Below are 18,231 nucleotides of genomic sequence, written 5' to 3' on the forward strand. Positions count from 1 at the left end.
ACCGGGGGGTGCTCGCCGTCGGCCTCACGCGGGGCGGGGACGGCCTGTGCGGTGGTCACTTTCCGGCCTCCTGGTCGGGTCGCGCTTCTGGGTCGGCGGGCCGTGCGGGAGTTTCGGGGACGGCTGCGACCGGTGTCGCCTCACCGCTGCCCGCCGCCTCGCCGTCCGCGTACGGGTGCCAGCAGGCGGCCCGGTGCGACGCGTCCGCTCCGGCCTGCCGGTCGATGGCCCGGAGGCCGGGCCTGCTGCCCGTGCAGGTGTCGTCGGCGCGTGAGCAGCGCGGCGCGAAGGTGCAGGCGTCGGGCTGGCTGTCCAGGCTGGGGACGAGGCCCGGGATCTCGGGCAGCCGCCGCTTTCCCTCACCGCCGGGCCGCAGCACGGCGCCGAGCAGACCACGGGTGTAGGGGTGGCGGCCGGAGGCGAACAGGTCGTGCACCGGGGCCTGTTCGACGGCTCGGCCGGCGTACATCACGAGCACCCGGTCGGCCGCGTCGGCGACGACGCCGAGGTCGTGGGTGACCAGGACGATGGCGGTGCCGAGGCGCTCGCGCAGGGACTGGAGGACTTCGAGGATGCCCGCCTGCACGGTGACGTCCAGGGCGGTCGTCGGTTCGTCGGCGATGAGGACTGCCGGGTCGCAGGCCACCGCGATGGCGATCATGACGCGCTGCCGCATGCCGCCGGAGAGCTGGTGCGGGTACTCGTCGATCCGGCGTGCCGGTGCCGGGATCCCGACGAGTTCGAGGAGCTCCACGGCACGAGCCCTGGCCTCCTTCCGGCTCAGCCCCTGGTGCCTGCGCAGCACTTCGCCGATCTGCCGGCCGATGGTGAGGACCGGGTTCAGCGAGGTCATCGGCTCCTGGAAGATCATCGCGATGTCCTTGCCGCGGACCTTTTGGAGCTCCTTCTCCGAGGCGCCGACCAGTTCGCGCCCGCCGAGCCTGATCGAGCCGCCGACCCGGGCGGTCGGCGGGAGGAGGCCCATGGCCGCCATCGAGGTGACGGACTTCCCGCAGCCCGACTCCCCCACCACCGCGAGGACTTCGCCGGGCGCCAGGTCGTAGGAGACCCCGTCGACGGCGTGCACGGTGCGGGTGTCGGAGTGGAAGGAGACCGACAGGTCGCGCACGCTCAGCACGGACTCGGCCGCTGCCGTCCGTGCGGGTTCGAGAACGGTCTCGGTCATCGGGTCCCTCCTCGGGGGTCCAGGACGTCGCGCAGCCCGTCGCCGAGCAGGTTGAAGGCCAGCGTCGCCGCGACGATCGCGAGGCCGGGGAAGACGGCCAGCCAGGGTGCGGGCGCCAGGAAGGACTGGGCGCCGGAGAGCATCACGCCGAGCGAGGGGTCCGGCGGCTGGACGCCGAGGCCGAGGAAGCTCAGCAGGGCCTCGCCGATGATCGCGGCGGGGATGCCCACGGTCGCCTGGACGATCAGGGCGGAGGTGGCGTTGGGAAGGATGTGCCGGAAGAGGACGTTGCCGTCGCCGCCCCCGTTGGCGACGGCCGCGGCGACGTAGTCGGCGTGCTTGAGCCGCAGGGTCTCGGCCCGGGTGATCCGGATGACGGCGGGGATCTGCGAGATGCCGATGGCGATGGTCGCGTTGGTGAGCGACGGGCCGAGGATCGCGGCGAGTCCGACGGCCAGCACCAGGAACGGGAACGCCAGCATGGTGTCGGTGAGGCGGGACACTGCGGTGTCCGCGAACCGGCCGTAGTACCCGGCGAGCAGCCCCAGTGGCACGCCGACCACGAAGGCCAGCACGACGGCGACGAGGCCGACCTGCATGGACGCGCGGGCGCCGTGGACGATGCGGGAGAGCTGGTCGCGGCCGAGGTCGTCCGTGCCGAGCCAGTGCGCGGCGCCGGGTTCGGCCAGCACGTTCTGGAAGTCCGGCTGCGACGGGTCGTACGGGGCGATGAGCGGGGCGAACAGAGCGGCCAGGATGAAGACGGCGGCGATGACCGCGCCGGTGAGCGCGAGCCGGTTCCTGCGCAGGGCGCGCAGTTTGCCGCCGCCGGACTTCCGGCGGCCCGCTTCTGACGGGGTGGGGAGCGCTGTGGTCGCGGTGGTCACCGGGCACCTCCGAGCCGGATGCGCGGGTCGATGACCGAATAGACCACGTCGACCAGCAGGTTGATGAGGATGTACGCGGCGGAGGTGCAGAGCACCACGGCCTGGAGAGTGGCGTAGTCGCGGGTGAAGACGGCGTCGATGGTGAGCTTGCCGAAGCCGGGGAGTACGAAGATCTGCTCGGTGACGACGGCTCCGGAGATCAGGTGTCCGAGCTGGAGACCGAGCACGGTCACCACCGTGACCAGCGAGTTGCGCAGTGCGTGCCCGCCGACGACGGAGCCCCGGGACAGCCCCTTGGCACGGGCGGTCCGGACGTAGTCGGCGGAGAGCGAGTCGAGCATCGCGGCCCGGGTCTGCCGCATCACGACCGCGGCGAGGCCGGAGCCGAGCACGATCGCGGGCAGCACCATGCGGCGCAGGTTGTCGATGGGATCGGTGCCGAAGGGTACGTAACCGGAGGCGGCGAACACCGGGATGGCGATGGCGAATCCGAGGACGAGGACGATGCCGAGCCAGAAGGTCGGGATGGAGAGCCCGATCAGCGCGATGGCGTTGGCGAGCCACTCCTCCGGCTTCCCGCGCCGCACCGCGGCGACCACGCCGGCACCGATGCCGACCACGATCGCCAGGAGCAGGGAGAGCGCGGCCAGTTCCAGCGTGACGGGCAGGGCCTGAGCGATCGCGTCGGCGACGGGGAGGCCGGTACGGGAGGAGGTGCCGAGGTCGCCGGTCAGGGCGTGCCCGATGAAACGCCCGTACTGGATGACGACGTTGTCGTTCAGGCCGTAGCTCTCGCGGATGGCGGCGAGTGCCTCGGGGCTGCGCTCCTCACCGGCCAGCGCGAGCGCCGGGTCGCCGGGCAGGGCCCGGATGCCGGCGAAGACGACGATGCTGACGAGGAAGAGCGTGATGAGGGACTGACGCAGGCGCGTCAGCAGGTATTTCGTCATCGGGTGTACCCCGCATTCTTGACCCGGATCAGTCCGTCGCCGTAGACGTGGAGGCCCGCGACGTCCTTGCCGGCGACGACGTAGTTCTTCTGCCGGTAGAGGTAGATCAGCGCGTGGGCGTCCTGGACGCGCCGGGTGAGCTCGCCGTAGATCTCGGTGCGCCGCGCGGGGTCCGCGACGCTGCGGCCCTCGGCTATGAGCTTGTCGATCTCCGGGTCGCCGAGACCGTAGGCGTTCATGGCGCCCGCGGTCTTGAGGAAGTTGGAGACGTTGCCGTCCGGGTCGAGCCGGCCGGACCAGCCGCTGGTGAAGACGTCGTAGTCGCCGGCGTCGGTCTCCGCGAGCATGGTGGCGTACTCGGTGGGGCGCAGCGAGAGCTCGAAGCCCGCCTCCTTGACCATGGCCTGGAGGACCTGTCCGACGCGCCCCTGCTCCGGGGTGGTGGACGTCTTCAGTTCGATCTTCACCGGGGTCTTCACCCCGGCCTCCTTCAGGAGCTCCTTCGCCCGGTCCACATCACGCCGGGGGCAGTCCTCGGGCTCGACGCCGGGGGCGATGGCGGACTGCGGGGAGATGGGGCCGCAGGCCGGCTCGTACATGCCCTGGAAGACGACCTTGTTGAGCAGGTCGCGGTCGATGGCCAGCTCGAAGGCCTCGCGGACGCGGACGTCCCGGGCGATCGGGGTGTCGATCTTCCCGGGCTTCTGCCCGAGGCCCTTCACGTTGCCGACGTTGAGGCCGATGCCCTGGTATCCGAGCGAGGGTGAGTTGAACAGCTGGAGCTTCGGCTCGGTCAGGGCGCTCTGTACGTCGACGGGGGCCATCTGGTCGCCGACCTGGAGGTCGCCGGAGCGCAGGTTGGCGAGCCTGACGTTGCCGTCGGGTATCGGCTTGTAGACCACGCCGTCCAGGTGCACCCGGTCGGCGTCGTAGTAGTTCGGGTCCTTCTTCAGCACGATCCGGTCGCCGCCGACGCGCTCGACGAAGCGGAAGGGGCCCACACAGGAGGGGTGGTTGGTGAAGTTCTTCCCGTACTTCTTCAGTGCGGTCGGCGACAGCACCATCCCGGCCCGGTCGGCGAGCACGCCGGTGAGCGGGACGTAGGAGTGGTCGAGCGTCAGTCGGACCGTGAGCGGTCCGGTGGCCTCGGCCTTGCTGACCGGGGCCAGCTCGGTGCCGCGCGCGGATCCGGGGAGATCGCGGTGACGCAGCAGTGAGGTGACCACCGCTTCGGCGTCCAGCCGGGTCCCGTCACTGAATTTCGCCCCGGGACGCACCTGGAAGGTGACCGTGCGTCCGTCGGCCGAGGTGACCGGGAGCGACGCGGCGAGCTGCGGCACGACGGTGCCGTCCTCGTCGATGTCGTAGAGCTTCTCGCACATGCCTGCGAAGACCGTGCGGCCTACGAGGGTCTGCGCGAGTGTGGGGTCCAGTTTGTCCGGGTCTGAATTGAGAGCGACAGTGAGTGTCCCGCCGTCGCGTACGGACCGGTCATCGGTCATGCGCACACCACCGACTTCGGTCGCCGAGGACTGCAACGACGCACAGCCCGAGGTGAGGGACACCAACGCAACCGCCACCAGGGCAACCGCTTTTCGGCGCACGGGGGCCTACCTCCCGCCAGGGGGTGATCAAGGAATATCGCAGACCGTATTTCGCATACAGTCCGCAAGGCAAGAGCTGCGCCCACATAGCGGACAGGATTTACCTGACGATCGGATAACGGAGCACCCTCGGCCGGGCGACGACGTCGGGGTGGCCGCGCCACAGAGGGGCGCACGGCTTCCGCGGGTCCGCCGCCGAGAGTTCCGACCCGCCCCTCGGTCGTATACCAAAGCGGAGCCGCTCACTCCGCACCGCCGGCCGGTCGCACCGCCGGCCGGTCGCACCGCCGGCCGGTCGCGGGGCCGGCTACGCGCGACGGCCGCGTGCCGCGAGCGCGGTCAGCGGCCCCGGGCCCGGGCCCGCCCCCCTCCTCACGGAGCCTTGAAGTACTCCGGGAACCGCGGCCCCATCCACGGCTTGCGGCCCCACGCGAGGACCCGCCCCCTGGCCATGGCACCCACCGGCGAGCAGCGGCCGAGCGCCATGAGCAGGAACGTGACCGGCTCGATGGAGATCGTGCAGTCCGGGCGGTCCGGAAGCTCGTGGCCCACGGTCGCCGTACCGTCGGTGAACGTCACCCCGAATCGGCCGCCGCCCCACAGCCGGACCACGTAGCGGGCGTTCAGCCCTGCCGTGGCCGCTGCGTCGGTCACCCGTGGCATGGCCTGGACCATGAACGGGAGCGCCAGCGCGACCCGGGCCCGGTCGACCATGTGCGGACGCTTCAGTGCGCGGGCCAGGTCGTAGCCGTGGCCGAGCATGTGAGTCAGGAGGTACGAGCCGAGGACCACCCGGTCCATCGGACCCAGCGGCGTCATCAGCGTCTCGTCCGCGGGGTGCTCGGCCACCGCGTCCAGGTACGCGTCGGCCTGCGTCACGATCATCGCGGCCAGCGGTTCGGCCTGCCGCTCGCCGAATGCGGCGAGAGCCTGCTCGTTGGCTGCGGCGATGCCCTGCGGGGTGCCGTCGCCGTGACGGTGGGGCCGGCCTGCCGCCACCTCTGCCATCAGCTCGTTGGCCTGCGCCAGGTGCGCGGCCACCTCCCCCACCGTCCACACCAGACCCGGCACCGGGGCGCCGGTGCCGGGGGCGCCGCGCAACAGCTCCGCGATCTCCTCGGCCGTCGCGCGTATGGCGTCGGCCAGCCCTTCGGGCAGGCGCTCCGAGCGCGTACCCCGGGCGTCCTGTCCCTGTTCTGCCGCTGAGCTCATTCCGGTACCACTCCCGTGAACGCCGTGCCCGTCACCCGAGCCCACCGCCCGTGCCCTTGGCCTGCGGGTACACAAGAGCAGTCCGTGCGACTTCCCGGCAAGAGGCCGGTAGCCGTTCGTCGCGAGCGAGCATTAAAGTCCGAAGTGAAGTGTGTGCACGTTTATCCGGATGTCGGAGCAACAGGCTCACGATCCACGCCGTGCACTGGAAGGGAACGAAGCCGTGCATGGCGAGTACAAGGTGCCCGGCGGCAAGCTTGTCGTCGTGGATCTGGACGTCGAGGAAGGCGTACTGCGCAACGTGCGCGTCGCCGGGGACTTCTTCCTGGAGCCCGACGAGGCGATCATCTCGATCGACAGAGCCCTGGAAGGCGCCCCTTCTTCGACGGACGCCGCAGGCCTGGCCGCCCGGATCACGGCGGCACTGCCCGAGTCGACCGTCATGCTCGGGCTGACCGCGGAGGGCGTCGGCATCGCCGTTCGGCGCGCCTTGGCCCACGCGACCGAGTGGAGCGACCACGACTGGCAGCTGGTTCACACGGGACCGCAGGCCCCGGCCCTGCACATGGCGCTGGACGAGGTCCTCACCGCCGAGGTGGCCGCCGGACGACGGGCACCCACGTTGCGGGTCTGGGAATGGGCCTCGCCCGCTGTGGTCATCGGCAGCTTCCAGTCGCTGCGCAACGAGGTGGACCCGAGAGGGGCGGCGAAGCACGGGATGACCGTGGTACGCCGCATTTCCGGTGGCGGGGCCATGTTCGTGGAGCCCATGAGTACGATCACCTACTCACTGTCCGTGCCGGAGTCGCTGGTGTCGGGCCTCTCCTTCGCCGACAGTTACGCCTACCTCGACGACTGGGTCCTGGGCGCGCTCGGCGACATGGGCATCAAGGCCTGGTACCAGCCCCTCAACGACATCGCCACCGACGCCGGCAAGATCGCCGGTGCCGCCCAGAAGCGGATGGTCGGCCCTGACGGCGGTCCTGGAGCCGTCCTGCATCACGTGACCATGTCGTACGACATCGACGTCGACAAGATGCTGGAGGTCCTCCGCATCGGCAAGGAGAAGATGTCCGACAAGGGCACCAGGAGCGCCAGGAAGCGCGTCGACCCGCTCCGCCGCCAGACCGGCCTCGCCCGCGAGCAGGTGATCGAGAACATGATCGCCTCCTTCCGTAACCGCTACGGGCTGACCATCGGCGAAGTCGCGACGGAGGAGCTGGCCCGGGCGGAGGAGCTGGTGCAGACGAAGTTCGCCACCGAGGAGTGGACCGCGCGGGTGCCGTAGCACCGGCCGCGAGGCGGCCTCCCCCCGCGCCGGGGAGGAGGCCGCGCCTCCTCAGGCCTCGGCGGGGACGCGTCGCAGGAGGCGGCCGGGGCGTACGCCGGTCATCGCTCCGTCGCGCAGGACGATTTCGCCCGCCACCAGGACGTGCCGCATCCCCTCGGCGTACTGCCACGGCTCCGCGTACGTCGCCGGGTCGGTCACCGTGCCCGGGTCCAGGACGGCGAGATCGGCCACCTGCCCGACGGCCACGGTCCCGCGGTCGGGCAGAGGCAGCCGGGAGGCCGGCAGGGACGTCATCTTGCGTACGGCGTCGGCGAGTCCCAGCACCCCGCTCCCGCGGACGTAGTGCCCGATCACCCGGGCGAACGTGCCGAAGTTCCGCGGGTGCGGGTGGCCCTCCCCGGGCGCGTGCAGCACCCAGCCGTCGCTGGCGACCGCGCTGCCGGGGTAGCGCAGCACGGTGTCCACGTCGGCGTCCGCCATCGCGTGGTTGACGATCATGACCTCGCCCTGGTGCGCTGCCAGCACGTTCAGCACCGCGGCAGCGGGTTCCACCGCCTCGTCGCGCGCGATGTCGGCGATGCTGTCGCCGACCCGGTCCGCGTAACGGCCGGCGCCGAGCATGGCGATGACGACGCCCTCGGGCAGGAAGGTGCGTCCGACGGCGGGGCGCAGGTCGTCGAGGATCCGGGCGCGCGTCTCCGGATCGGCGAGGCGTTCCAGGAGTCCTGCCGGGCCCCCGTCCATGGCCCAGTCGGGGAGCCGGGACGTCAGCCGGGTCGAGGAAGCGGTGTAGGGGTAGACGTCGCACGCCACGTCGACGCCCTCGGCGACCGCCGACCCGATCAGGGCGAGCGCCTTGTCCACCTTGCCGTGGTTGGCCGGTCCCATCGCCTTGAGGTGCGAGATCTGCAGGCGTACGCCCGTCTCCCGGGCGACGAGCAGGGCCTCCTCCACGGCCTCGAGAACGCGGTCGCCCTCGTCGCGCATGTGGGTGGCGTAGAGCAGGCCTCGCCGGGCCGCTTCGGTGGCGAGGGCGATGATCTCGTCGGTCTCCGCGAAGGAGCCCGGAGCGTAGATCAGCCCTGTGGACATCCCGAACGCACCCTGCGCCGCCGCGGTGGACAGGAGGGCGCGCATCGCGTCGAGTTCCGCGGGGCCCGCGGCGGTGCGAGCGTCCCCCATGACGGCGGCGCGCAGGGCGCCGTGGCCGACGAGCGGCGCGACGTTGAGTGCCGGCGCCGCGGTGTCGACGGCTTCGGCGAATCCGTCCAGGTCCCGCCACTGCGCCCCGGCCAGGGTGCCGGGCCCGCCCACGGCCGGTTCCTGTTCGGGTGCCAGCGGGAAGGGCGAGAGCCCGCAGTTGCCCGTCACCACCGTGGTCACACCCTGCCGCAGACATGCTTCGGCTTCCGGGAAGGCGAGTACGGAGAAGTCGGCGTGGGAGTGCAGGTCGATGAAGCCGGGCGTGACCGTGAGCCCCGAGGCGTCGAGCACCTCTGCCGCGCGGGCCTCCGGATCCGGTGCGCCGACGTGGACGATACGGCCCCCGCGCACCCCGATGTCGGCGTACCGCGGCGCCGCCCCTGTGCCGTCCAGCAGGGATCCCCCGGTGATCAGCAGGTCGTACGGGGCGTTCTGACGGGTCATCGGTTCTCTCTCTTTCGCGACGTTCTTCCGTGCGGAGGTGCGGAGATGCGGAGGGTGCGCCCGGGCGGGGCCGGTGGCGCGGCCGCGGTTCACAGCAGCAGCGTGAGCACGATCGTGTAGAGCGCGCACGCGGGGATCAGCAGGGCCCAACCGGTGCTGAGGAGGTACGGCAGCCGGTTCGCACGGGCCAGCCCCATGGCTCCGACCATGTTGGCGTTGGGCAGCGGTCCGTACGTGTCCGCCTTGGAGGCCCAGAGCAGGATGACCACCCAGGCCGCGGGACCGATCCCGAGTTCGCTCCCGAGGGGGCCGAACACCTGCCCGATGAGCACCACCTGGGCGGCTGTCGCGCCCGGGACGCCGACCCAGCCGAGCGCGGCCACGGCAAGGGCGAAGGGCAGCGCCGACATACCGCGCAGGCCCGGTCCGTACGTCTCCAGCACGACGTCGTACGGCTGGACCAGGTCGATGAAACCGAAGAGGGCGGAGAGCAGCCAGAACAGCAGGAGCATCGGCAGCATGCCGCGGGCCCCGGTCAGGAACGCCTTCAGGGCACGCAACGGCGAGAGCCGGGCGGCGGCCGCGGTGCAGAGGGCCATCAGGGGCAGGGCTATCAGGGGAAACGTCGTGCCCGCCTCGGTCAGCGCCGCGTAGAGCACGGTGAGCGCGAGGACGGTGACGAAGGCCCAGGTGGCGTGGCGGGTGCGGGCCGCCGCCGCCTCGTCGGCAGGACCGTCCGCGTCGCCGTCCTCGGTGACTTCGTCCGGCCGGTAGAAGTCGTCCTGGGCCGCGCTGCGCCGCTGGACCCACGGCACGACCACCGCGGCGAGAAGCAGCGACAGCACGGCCAGCGGCCCCGCGCCGACCATGACGTAGGTCAGGTAGCCGGTGTCGGCCGTCTTCATGATCGCGATGTTGGACCCTGCGAAGGGCGCCAGCGCGAGGCCCGCGCAGCCGCCGAGGAACATGGTCGCGGCGGTCGCCGACCTTGTGAAGCCGGCCCGCGCGGCGACGGGGACGAGCAGGGGCGCTGCGATGGCGAGAGCTCCGGCGAGGGTGCCGAGCCCGGCGACGAGCACGAGGCAGGCGCACAGCATCCCGTACATGAGGGCGATCCTGCCGTGGCCCTCCGCGACACGGAGGATGCCTCGGACGAGGGAGTCGGCGACGCCGGTGACCCGAAGCACTTCACCGACCGCCGCACCGAGCACGATGATCAGGCCGATGACGGTCACCGGGTCGGTGACGGAGGCGCTCAGGACCTCGACGGTGTCGCCGAGCGGGGGCAGCGCGACGAGTACGGCGCCGGCCACGGCGATCGCCGTGACGGCCAGGAGGTTCATGCCGGTCAGCGAGAGGACGGCGTACAGGGCGATGGGCAGCAGTCCCCACATCGTGGGGGCCGCGCTGAGCAGCCCGGCGACCAGGCCGGCGGCGAGTGCCACGGCGGCGGCCGCCCACGGCAGGGCCCGCCGGAGCGGCGACGGCGGGGCGGGGGCCTTGCCGGCCGCGGGTCCGGCGGTGACGGACGGGGTCATGGGGAGTCCTTCGGCGGGCGGGGAGGGGCGGCGGCTGCGGGAGACGAGCGCCGGTGGCGGTGGCGCCGGGACCTCGGAACCCCGGCACAGGAGGTGCTGGTCCTCGGAACCCCGGCACAGGTGGTGCTGGGGACCCCGGCACAGGAGAGGCCGGGGAGCTCGGGACCCCGGCACAGGAGGTGCCGGGTGCTCAGACCCCGGCCGGGCCGCGGAGGGAGACCAGGGCGCCGGCGTGGGCGAGGCCGCTCTCCGCCGCGATCTCGTCGAGCGTCTGGGCGGCACGGACCGTGGCCAGCCGCACGCTGCCGGACCGGTCCGCCGTGAAGCCGTGGACGGCGGGTCGCGGCAGGCTGTTGTAGGCCCAGTGCGTCGAGAAGTAGTAGGCGCCGGTGTCGTACAGGACGACGAAGTCGCCTTCCCGCAGCTCCGGGAGTTCCCGGCCGTGGGCGACGACATCACCGGCGAAGCAGCAAGGTCCCGCGATGTCCTGGCACAGCGGGGCGCCGGTCCGCGGGTTGCCGTCGGCGTCGAAGGCGCCGACCCGCAGGGGCCAGGCGTCGGGCATCAGGACGGTGCGCGTGGCTGTCTGCGCTCCCGCGTGGGTGACGGCGATGCGCCGGCCGCCGGCGTCCTTGGTGTACTCGACGCGTGCGCCGATGAACCCGTTCTTGGCGAGCAGTGAGCGGCCGAACTCCGTGACGAGCGCGTAGCGGCCGTCGAAGAGTCCGGGGACGGCCGAGCCGAGCGCGCGGGTGTACTCGGCGAAGGTCGGCCGTGTCTCGTCGTCGTCGAAGTTGACGGGCAGTCCGCCGCCGATGTCGAGGCTCGTGATCTGCCGGATGCCCAGCGTCCGGTTGATCTCCTCGGCCAGCCGGTACGTCTCCGCGACGCCCTCCGCGATGAGTTCCAGCGGGCATCCCTGCGAACCGACGTGCGCGTGGAGCCGGGTGAGCCACGGGCGCTCGGCGAAGGCCCGCACCACGCGGTCGCGCGCGCCGGGATCGCGGAGCGCCACGCCGAACTTCGAGGTCGCGGTGGCGGTGCTCATCGCTCCGATGGAGCCGCCGCCGACCTGGGGATTGACGCGCAGCCCGACGACCGACGTGCTGCCCTCGGACCGGAGTTCCTCGATGCGGTGCAGCTCGTCGAGGTTGTCGGCGTTCACCGCCACGCCCAGGGCGAGGGCCTCGCTGATCTCCTGCCGGGTCTTGGCGGGCGAGTCGAGGACGATCCGCGAGGGCGGGACCCCGGCGTCGAGCGCGATGCGCAGCTCGCCCGGGCTCGCCACCTCGCAGCCCATGCCGAGTCCGGCGAGCAGCCGGAGGACCGGCACCAGGGAGGCCGCCTTGACGGCGAAGGTGTGGAGGACGTCGGGTGCGTGGGCGAACGCGGCGTCGAGGCTCTCGGCCGAGGCCCGGATCCCGTCCGCGTCGAGGAACCCGGCGACCGGCTGTTCCTCTCCGACGAGTCCGGTGGCGACGGCACGACGCATCACGGCGGAGACGCGCTGTGCCGGGGTGAGGGCGGCGGGACCGGCCGGTTCCTGGGAGATGTCGCTGGCAGATGTCACGGGGGGACTTTCTGATGGGGCTGTGCCACAGGTTCGCTGACGGCGTGGAGGGATGCAGAAAGATTGGTCTCCGCACCCCCCGCCCGTCTTCGTCGTCGGGGACAAAGCGCGGCCGATGTTTTGGCCGATCGGACGAACACCGGGTGAAATCCCCTCACATCACCTCGGTCAGACGCACCGCCAGAGCCAGGACCAGCCGGGTGTCGGGGTCGTCGAGGTCGATGTCGAAACGTTCACGGGCCCGGCGCAGCCGGTACCGGAGAGTGTTCGGGTGCAGGACCAGACGCCGCGCGGCCAGCGGGATGTCCCCGGCGGTCTCGAGGTAGGCCGCGAGGGAACGCACCAGGTCGCCGCCTGCCGCGAGGTCCGCACGGATCAGCTCTTGCACGGGGCCGGTCCCCGACTCCCACACGGGGCGCACCGCGTCGAGCATGTGCAGGGCTTCGATGGTCGGCCCCACGTCACCGGGTCCGGCGTGCCGGACGGGGCGCGGGTCGCGCCCCCTGGCCTCCCGGTCGCGGAGTGCGCGCACGACCAGCAGGGCCTTCCCGTACGAGAGCGATGCCTCCAGCCCCGACGCGACGGTCTGCCCCGCACCGATCCAGACGGGCGCGGCGTCGGGGATGCCGGCCGCCAGTCCGTCGAGCTCCCGGGCCAGGACGAGGGCCTCGCGCGGGTCGCCACCGTCGCTCACGGGAAGCAGCACGGCGACCTGGTCCTGTTCACGCAGCACCCGGGCCGTCGAACGGGACGCTGTGGCCTGGACCGCGAGCGCCTCCAGAGTCCGGTCGGATCCCGTGCCGTCCGGGGCGTTCTGTACGGCGACGACGACGGCGCAGGAACGGCCGGGCGGCAGGCCGAGGGACCACAGGTGCGCCCGGCGGTCACCGTTTCCGTGCAGCAGTCCGCGCAGGGCGTGCGCCTCCCGCCGCACGGTGCCGCTCTCACGCAGCCGGTGCCGCAGCAGATGGGGCACCGCGAGCGAGGCGGCGCGGCGCAGCACCTGCGCCGCGTCGGACGAGAGCCGCTGCCCGTCGGCCGCAGCCCACAGGGAACCCAGCATCTCGCCGCCGCTGCGCACCGCGACGATGAGGCGTTCAGGGCTGTCACCATCGGCCGGCCGGTGGATGACGTCCTGCGAGGTCCACAGCGCGCGCAGCAGCCCACTGCGGCGCAGCTCGGCGACACGCCAGTCGGGGACCCGGCCGCCCAGGATCGTCGACCGGCGCACCCCGTCCGCGTCGGGGCCCGTCGCGGAGTGGGCGAGCACACGGAACTGGGTGTCCTCGACGGTGATCGAGCCCCGGCAGTACCGGGCGGTGGCCGTGGCGAGAGCCGCGAGTCCCCCGCCGGCGGCCGAGTCCGCCATGAGATCGCCGCGGCCGACGGACGCGAAGGCGGTCGCGGACCGCAGCAGGGCGATGGTGTCGCCCCAGTCCGCCCATTCCGCGCGGGCGAGCAGCGCGATCCCGCACTCCTCGGCCGCGGCCAGGGCCGCCGCCGGTACGGGCACCCCCTCGAACTCCCGCAGCACGACCGCCGCCGCACCCCGACGGGCGGCCTCCCGCACGGCTGCGGGGGCGTCCGGCAGGTCCGGGGCGAGTCCCGCGGCCAGCACGATCCGCCCGTCGTGCGGGCGGGCGGCCCCTTCGTCGCCGATGATCACGCCCTTGACCTCGACGTCCTCCCCGGCGGGGGCGAGCAGCAGGCGCAGGACGCCTTCCTCGTCGTAGGCCAGGATCTGGCGGAGCGTGACGTGGTCCGGGCCGTCCCCGGTGGTGCCTGGCGTCATGCGCCGAGGATACGAGCACTCCGGGAGAGGTCTCACGACGCCCGCACGCACGACCGCCCCGGCGGGCGGAGTGCCTGCCGGGGCGGTCGGGTGTGAGGTGCGCGGCCGGGGATCAGCCCAGGGTCGCGATGGCCTTGTTGAAGGTGGCCGACGGACGCATGACGGCCTCCGCCTTCGCCGGGTCGGGCTGGTAGTAGCCACCGATGTCGGCCGGCTTGCCCTGGACGGCGATCAGCTCGTCGACGATGGTCTGCTCCTGCTCGGCCAGCGTCTTGGCGAGCGGCCCGAACGCCTCGGCGAGCGCGGCGTCGTCGGTCTGCTGCGCCAGCTCCTGGGCCCAGTAGAGCGCCAGGTAGAAGTGGCTGCCGCGGTTGTCGATGCCACCGAGCTTGCGGCTCGGGGACTTGTCCTCGTTGAGGAAGGTGCCCGTGGCCCGGTCCAGGGTGTCACCGAGCACCTTGGCGCGCGCGTTGTCCGTGGTCGTGGCGAGGTGCTCGAAGCTGACCGCGAGCGCGAGGAACTCACCCAGGCTGTCCCAGCGCAGGTAGTCCTCCTTGACCAGCTGCTGGACGTGCTTGGGCGCGGAGCCGCCGGCGCCGGTCTCGAACAGTCCGCCGCCGTTCATGAGCGGGACGACCGAGAGCATCTTCGCGCTGGTGCCCAGCTCGAGGATGGGGAAGAGGTCGGTGAGGTAGTCACGCAGCACGTTGCCGGTGACCGAGATGGTGTCCTCGCCGCGGCGGATGCGCTCCAGGGAGAAGGCCGTGGCCTCCTCCGGCGTCCGGATGGAGATGTCCAGGCCGTCGGTGTCGTGCTCGGCCAGGTAGGCGTTGACCTTGGCGATGAGGTTGGCGTCGTGCGCGCGGCCCTCGTCGAGCCAGAACACGGCCGGGTTGCCGGTCGCGCGGGCGCGCGTGACGGCGAGCTTGACCCAGTCCTGGATCGGCAGGTCCTTGGTCTGGCACATCCGGAAGATGTCACCGGCGCCGACGGCCTGCTCCAGCACGACGTCGCCCTTGCCGTCGACGACCCGCACGGTGCCCGTGGTGGGGACCTCGAAGGTCTTGTCGTGGCTGCCGTACTCCTCGGCCTTCTGTGCCATCAGACCGACGTTGGGTACGGAACCCATGGTCGACGGGTCGAAGGCGCCGTTGGCGCGGCAGTCGTCGATGACGACCTGGTAGACACCGGCGTAGCTGCTGTCCGGGAGGACGGCGATGGTGTCGGCCTCGCCGCCGTCCGGGCCCCACATGTGGCCGGACGTGCGGATCATGGCCGGCATGGACGCGTCGACGATGACGTCGCTCGGCACGTGCAGGTTGGTGATGCCCTTGTCGGAGTCGACCATCGCCAGGGCCGGGCCCTCGGCGAGCTCGGCGTCGAAGGACGCCTTGATCTCGGCGCCGGCGTCCACGGAGTCGAGGCCCTTGAGGATGCCACCGAGGCCGTCGTTCGGGGTCAGGCCGGCCGCCGCGAGGACGTCGCCGTACTTGGCGAAGGTGTTCGGGAAGAAGGCACGGACCACGTGGCCGAAGATGATCGGGTCGGAGACCTTCATCATCGTGGCCTTCAGGTGCACGGAGAACAGGACGTCCTCGGCCTTGGCGCGCGCGACCTGGGCGGTGAAGAACTCACGCAGCGCGGCGACACGCATGACGGCCGCGTCCACGACCTCGCCCGCCAGGACCGGGACGGACTCGCGCAGCACGGTGGTGGTGCCGTCGTCGCCCGCGAGCTCGATACGCAGCGAGCCGGCCTCACCGATGACGACGGACTTCTCCGTCGAGCGGAAGTCGTCGACGCCCATGGTGGCGACGTTCGTCTTCGAGTCGGCGCTCCAGGCGCCCATGCGGTGCGGGTGCGCCTTGGCGTAGTTCTTGACCGACGCGGGGGCGCGGCGGTCGGAGTTGCCCTCACGCAGGACGGGGTTCACCGCACTGCCCTTGACCTTGTCGTACCGCGCGCGGACGTCCTTGTCCTCGTCGGTCCGCGGGTCGTCCGGGTAGTCCGGAAGCGCGTAGCCCTGCTCCTGGAGCTCTGCGATCGCGGCCTTGAGCTGCGGGATCGAGGCCGAGATGTTGGGCAGCTTGATGATGTTCGCGCCAGGAGTCCTGGCCAGCTCACCGAGCTCGGCGAGCGCGTCATCGATACGCTGATCGGCCTTGAGACGCTCCGGGAAGCCGGCGATGATCCGCCCCGCCAGGGAGATGTCGCGGCGCTCGACCGTGACACCCGCGGTCGAGGCGTAGGCCTCGATGACGGGCAGGAACGAGTACGTCGCCAGGGCAGGGGCCTCGTCGGTGTGCGTATAGATGATGGTCGAGTCAGTCACCGGGTGCTCCGCTCCACGTCTGCAACATTGCTTGACATCAAGATATCTCGTGACCGGCCCCCTCTCCACAGTGGCCCGCGCCCATTCCGGCGGAACCGATCACTCCTGTCCGGCGGGACCCCGGGAGCCGGGAGGCCTGCGCGCCTCGACCAGCCCGGACTCGTACGCGAAGACGACCAGCTGGGCCCGGTCACGGGCGCGCAACTTGCCCATGGCCCGGCTGATGTGCGTCTTCGCCGTGAGAGGACTGACCACCATGTGGACGGCGATCTCCTCGTTGGTCAGCCCCCGGGCGGCCAGAGCCGTCGCCTCGCGCTCACGCCGGGTGAGTGTCTCCAGTCCCGGGGCGGTGGCACGGTCGGGGGGCCGTGAGACGAATTCGCCGATCAGCCGCCGGGTGACGGCGGGCGAGAGCAGGGCTTCGCCGCTCGCCGCGACCTCGATGGCCCGGAGCAGCTCAGCCGGTTCGGTGTCCTTGAGCAGGAATCCGGCGGCCCCGGCTCGCAGGGCGTCGAAGACGTACTCGTCGAGGCCGTAATTGGTGAGGATGACGACATGCACGTCCGCGAGGGCGGGGTCGGCGGCGATCTCGCGCGTGGCGTCGATGCCGGTCAGGACGGGCATCTGTACGTCCATGAGCACCACGTCCGGGGCGTGCGCGCGGACCAGTTCCACACCCGCCCTCCCGTCGGCGGCCTCCCCGACGACCTCGATGCACTCCTCGGCGTCCAGCAGGGCACGGAATCCGGCACGCATCAGGGCCTGGTCGTCGACGATCCCGACGCGGATCATCCTGTGACCTGCCGGGGCACCAGGGGCAGCTCGGCACGGACCGAGAAGCCCCCTCGCGCACGGGGCGCCGTTTCGAGGGTGCCGCCGAGCGCGGTGACGCGCTCGCGCATGCCGGTCAGCCCGGTGCCGGGGGTGACACGGTCACCGGGCAGACAGGGGCCGTCGTCGTCGACGGCCACGACGAGCGCCGTGTCCGCGTAGGTGAGCCGCACGGACGTTCCCGCCCGGTCCGCGTGCCGGGCGACGTTGGTGAGGGCCTCCTGCACGATGCGGTACGCCGCGCCGTCGACGTCGGCGGGGAGAGCCCGCACGTCCCCCTCCACTTCGACGGCCAGTTCGACGCCCGCGGCCCGGGCCCGCCCGGCGAGCTCGTCCATCCGGTCGAGGCCGGTCCGGGGATCCACCACGTCCGTGCGGAGCACCTCCAGCGTGGAGCGGAGTTCGCGCATCGCCTCCCCGCTCGCCTCCTGGATGGCGAGCAGCGCCGGCTCCACCTCCGTACCCCGTTTGCGGGCGAGGTGGACGGCGACCCCGGCCTGGAGCTTCACGATCGAGATGGAGTGGGTGAGCGAGTCGTGCAGTTCGCGGGCGATGCGCAGCCGTTCCTCACCTGCCCGGCGCAGGGCCGTCTCCTCCCGGGTGCGTTCGGCGTCCAGGGCACGCCGTTCGGTCTGGCGCAGATAGGCCTGCCAGTTCTTGTCGATGAGGCCCGTGACACCGGCGCACAGGAACCAGCCGAGCAGGAGCAGCATGCGCTCGACGGTGTCCTGGACGCCCGGCACGGAGACGAGCAGCACCACGGAGTAGCCGACGAGGAACGCCGCCCCGGCTCCGACGGCCTGCGCCCGGTACCCGTTGCGCGCCGCCGCGTGGACGGCCACCACCACGGGCAGCGCCACCCAGCTCCCCGGATGCGCGTGGACGGCGTACCCGGACATGCACAGCGTGGTCACGACGAGCACGGCCAGCGGAGACCGGCGGTGCGCGGAGAGCGCCATGGAACCGGCCACGAGGAGCAGCACATCGAGGGCGTCCGGCGAGGAGGCCAGGCACGCCGCCGTGACGACGGCCGCCCCGACGGCCGCCGCGGCCGCTGTGTCCAGCAGTGTCCGCCGGTCGATGTCCCCCCGCATGAGCGGCACACTAGCTCCCTCAGGCCGGCGGGCGCGTCGTCCCGGAGGACGGGGTGTCCACTGCTCCCGGGGTAGTAGTACGGGCGTTTTCCGGTCTCCCCGGGGCAGCCACAACTGTCGTCCGCCGTACGACGACCCGGGCGGGCGGTACGGGTGAGCATCGTCGCCATGACCGGACCCTTCCGATACACCTCGCCCGAACCACCGAAGTCCGCCACCCGAGAGGTGGCGGCCGTCTACCCGCCACTTGCCACCGACGTCGGCATCAATGACGCCACGACCTACGAGGTCCTGTCC

13 protein-coding genes are annotated in these 18,231 nt (G+C 71.9%); 1 reads left to right on the plus strand and 12 read right to left on the minus strand.

What is annotated here, in order from left to right:
- Window positions 1–55: 55 nt before the first annotated feature.
- The 5 genes from ACFWFI_RS00270 to ACFWFI_RS00290 form a co-directional block, all read right to left on the minus strand.
- Window positions 56–1,186: an ABC transporter ATP-binding protein gene (locus ACFWFI_RS00270; RefSeq protein ID WP_387383746.1), complete on the minus strand. Its 1,131-nt coding sequence runs from the start codon at window positions 1,184–1,186 to the stop codon at window positions 56–58.
- Window positions 1,183–2,073 carry an ABC transporter permease gene (locus tag ACFWFI_RS00275; RefSeq protein WP_387383748.1) on the minus strand — a complete coding sequence of 297 codons (891 nt, stop codon included), beginning with the start codon at window positions 2,071–2,073 and terminating at the stop codon, window positions 1,183–1,185. Before ACFWFI_RS00275 ends, ACFWFI_RS00270 begins: the two co-directional genes overlap by 4 nt.
- On the minus strand, window positions 2,070–3,023 hold the full coding sequence (locus ACFWFI_RS00280) for an ABC transporter permease (protein ID WP_387383750.1): 954 nt from the start codon (window positions 3,021–3,023) through the stop codon (window positions 2,070–2,072). The genes ACFWFI_RS00275 and ACFWFI_RS00280 overlap by 4 nt, the downstream gene beginning before the upstream one ends.
- Complete coding sequence (locus ACFWFI_RS00285; protein ID WP_387383752.1) at window positions 3,020–4,525, minus strand: ABC transporter substrate-binding protein; 1,506 nt, start codon at window positions 4,523–4,525, stop codon at window positions 3,020–3,022. Before ACFWFI_RS00285 ends, ACFWFI_RS00280 begins: the two co-directional genes overlap by 4 nt.
- Before the next feature lie 474 nt (window positions 4,526–4,999).
- Window positions 5,000–5,839 (minus strand): maleylpyruvate isomerase family mycothiol-dependent enzyme, encoded by an 840-nt coding sequence (locus tag ACFWFI_RS00290; RefSeq protein WP_387383754.1) that lies wholly within the window; start codon window positions 5,837–5,839, stop codon window positions 5,000–5,002.
- 223 nt (window positions 5,840–6,062) lie between these two features.
- Between ACFWFI_RS00290 and ACFWFI_RS00295 the strand changes: the two genes are divergently transcribed.
- A complete protein-coding gene (locus ACFWFI_RS00295; protein WP_387383756.1) occupies window positions 6,063–7,127 on the plus strand; it encodes a lipoate--protein ligase family protein in 1,065 nt (354 codons plus the stop codon).
- Window positions 7,128–7,178: 51 nt separating this feature from the next.
- Here ACFWFI_RS00295 and ACFWFI_RS00300 read toward each other — a convergent pair whose 3' ends face one another.
- The 7 genes from ACFWFI_RS00300 to ACFWFI_RS00330 all read right to left on the minus strand — a co-directional run bounded on the left by ACFWFI_RS00300 (window position 7,179) and on the right by ACFWFI_RS00330 (window position 17,934).
- Window positions 7,179–8,777, minus strand: a complete 1,599-nt coding sequence (locus ACFWFI_RS00300; protein ID WP_387383757.1) for an N-acyl-D-amino-acid deacylase family protein — start codon at window positions 8,775–8,777, stop codon at window positions 7,179–7,181.
- An 89-nt stretch (window positions 8,778–8,866) separates the two neighbouring features.
- Window positions 8,867–10,315 (minus strand): Na+/H+ antiporter NhaC family protein, encoded by a 1,449-nt coding sequence (locus ACFWFI_RS00305; RefSeq protein ID WP_387383759.1) that lies wholly within the window; start codon window positions 10,313–10,315, stop codon window positions 8,867–8,869.
- A gap of 190 nt (window positions 10,316–10,505) precedes the next feature.
- Complete coding sequence (locus ACFWFI_RS00310) at window positions 10,506–11,885, minus strand: type III PLP-dependent enzyme domain-containing protein (RefSeq protein WP_387383761.1); 1,380 nt, start codon at window positions 11,883–11,885, stop codon at window positions 10,506–10,508.
- A 154-nt stretch (window positions 11,886–12,039) separates the two neighbouring features.
- The gene (locus ACFWFI_RS00315; RefSeq protein ID WP_387383763.1) at window positions 12,040–13,677 is read right to left on the minus strand and encodes a PucR family transcriptional regulator; all 1,638 of its coding nucleotides are present in this window, start codon (window positions 13,675–13,677) and stop codon (window positions 12,040–12,042) included.
- 112 nt (window positions 13,678–13,789) lie between these two features.
- Window positions 13,790–16,009: an NADP-dependent isocitrate dehydrogenase gene (locus tag ACFWFI_RS00320; RefSeq protein ID WP_387383765.1), complete on the minus strand. Its 2,220-nt coding sequence runs from the start codon at window positions 16,007–16,009 to the stop codon at window positions 13,790–13,792.
- A gap of 99 nt (window positions 16,010–16,108) precedes the next feature.
- The gene (locus ACFWFI_RS00325; RefSeq protein WP_387383767.1) at window positions 16,109–16,801 is read right to left on the minus strand and encodes a response regulator transcription factor; all 693 of its coding nucleotides are present in this window, start codon (window positions 16,799–16,801) and stop codon (window positions 16,109–16,111) included.
- The gene (locus tag ACFWFI_RS00330; RefSeq protein ID WP_387383769.1) at window positions 16,798–17,934 is read right to left on the minus strand and encodes a sensor histidine kinase; all 1,137 of its coding nucleotides are present in this window, start codon (window positions 17,932–17,934) and stop codon (window positions 16,798–16,800) included. The genes ACFWFI_RS00325 and ACFWFI_RS00330 overlap by 4 nt, the downstream gene beginning before the upstream one ends.
- Window positions 17,935–18,231 lie beyond the last annotated feature (297 nt).

The organism is Streptomyces sp. NPDC060209, from assembly GCF_042728155.1.
Classification (GTDB): domain Bacteria; phylum Actinomycetota; class Actinomycetes; order Streptomycetales; family Streptomycetaceae; genus Streptomyces.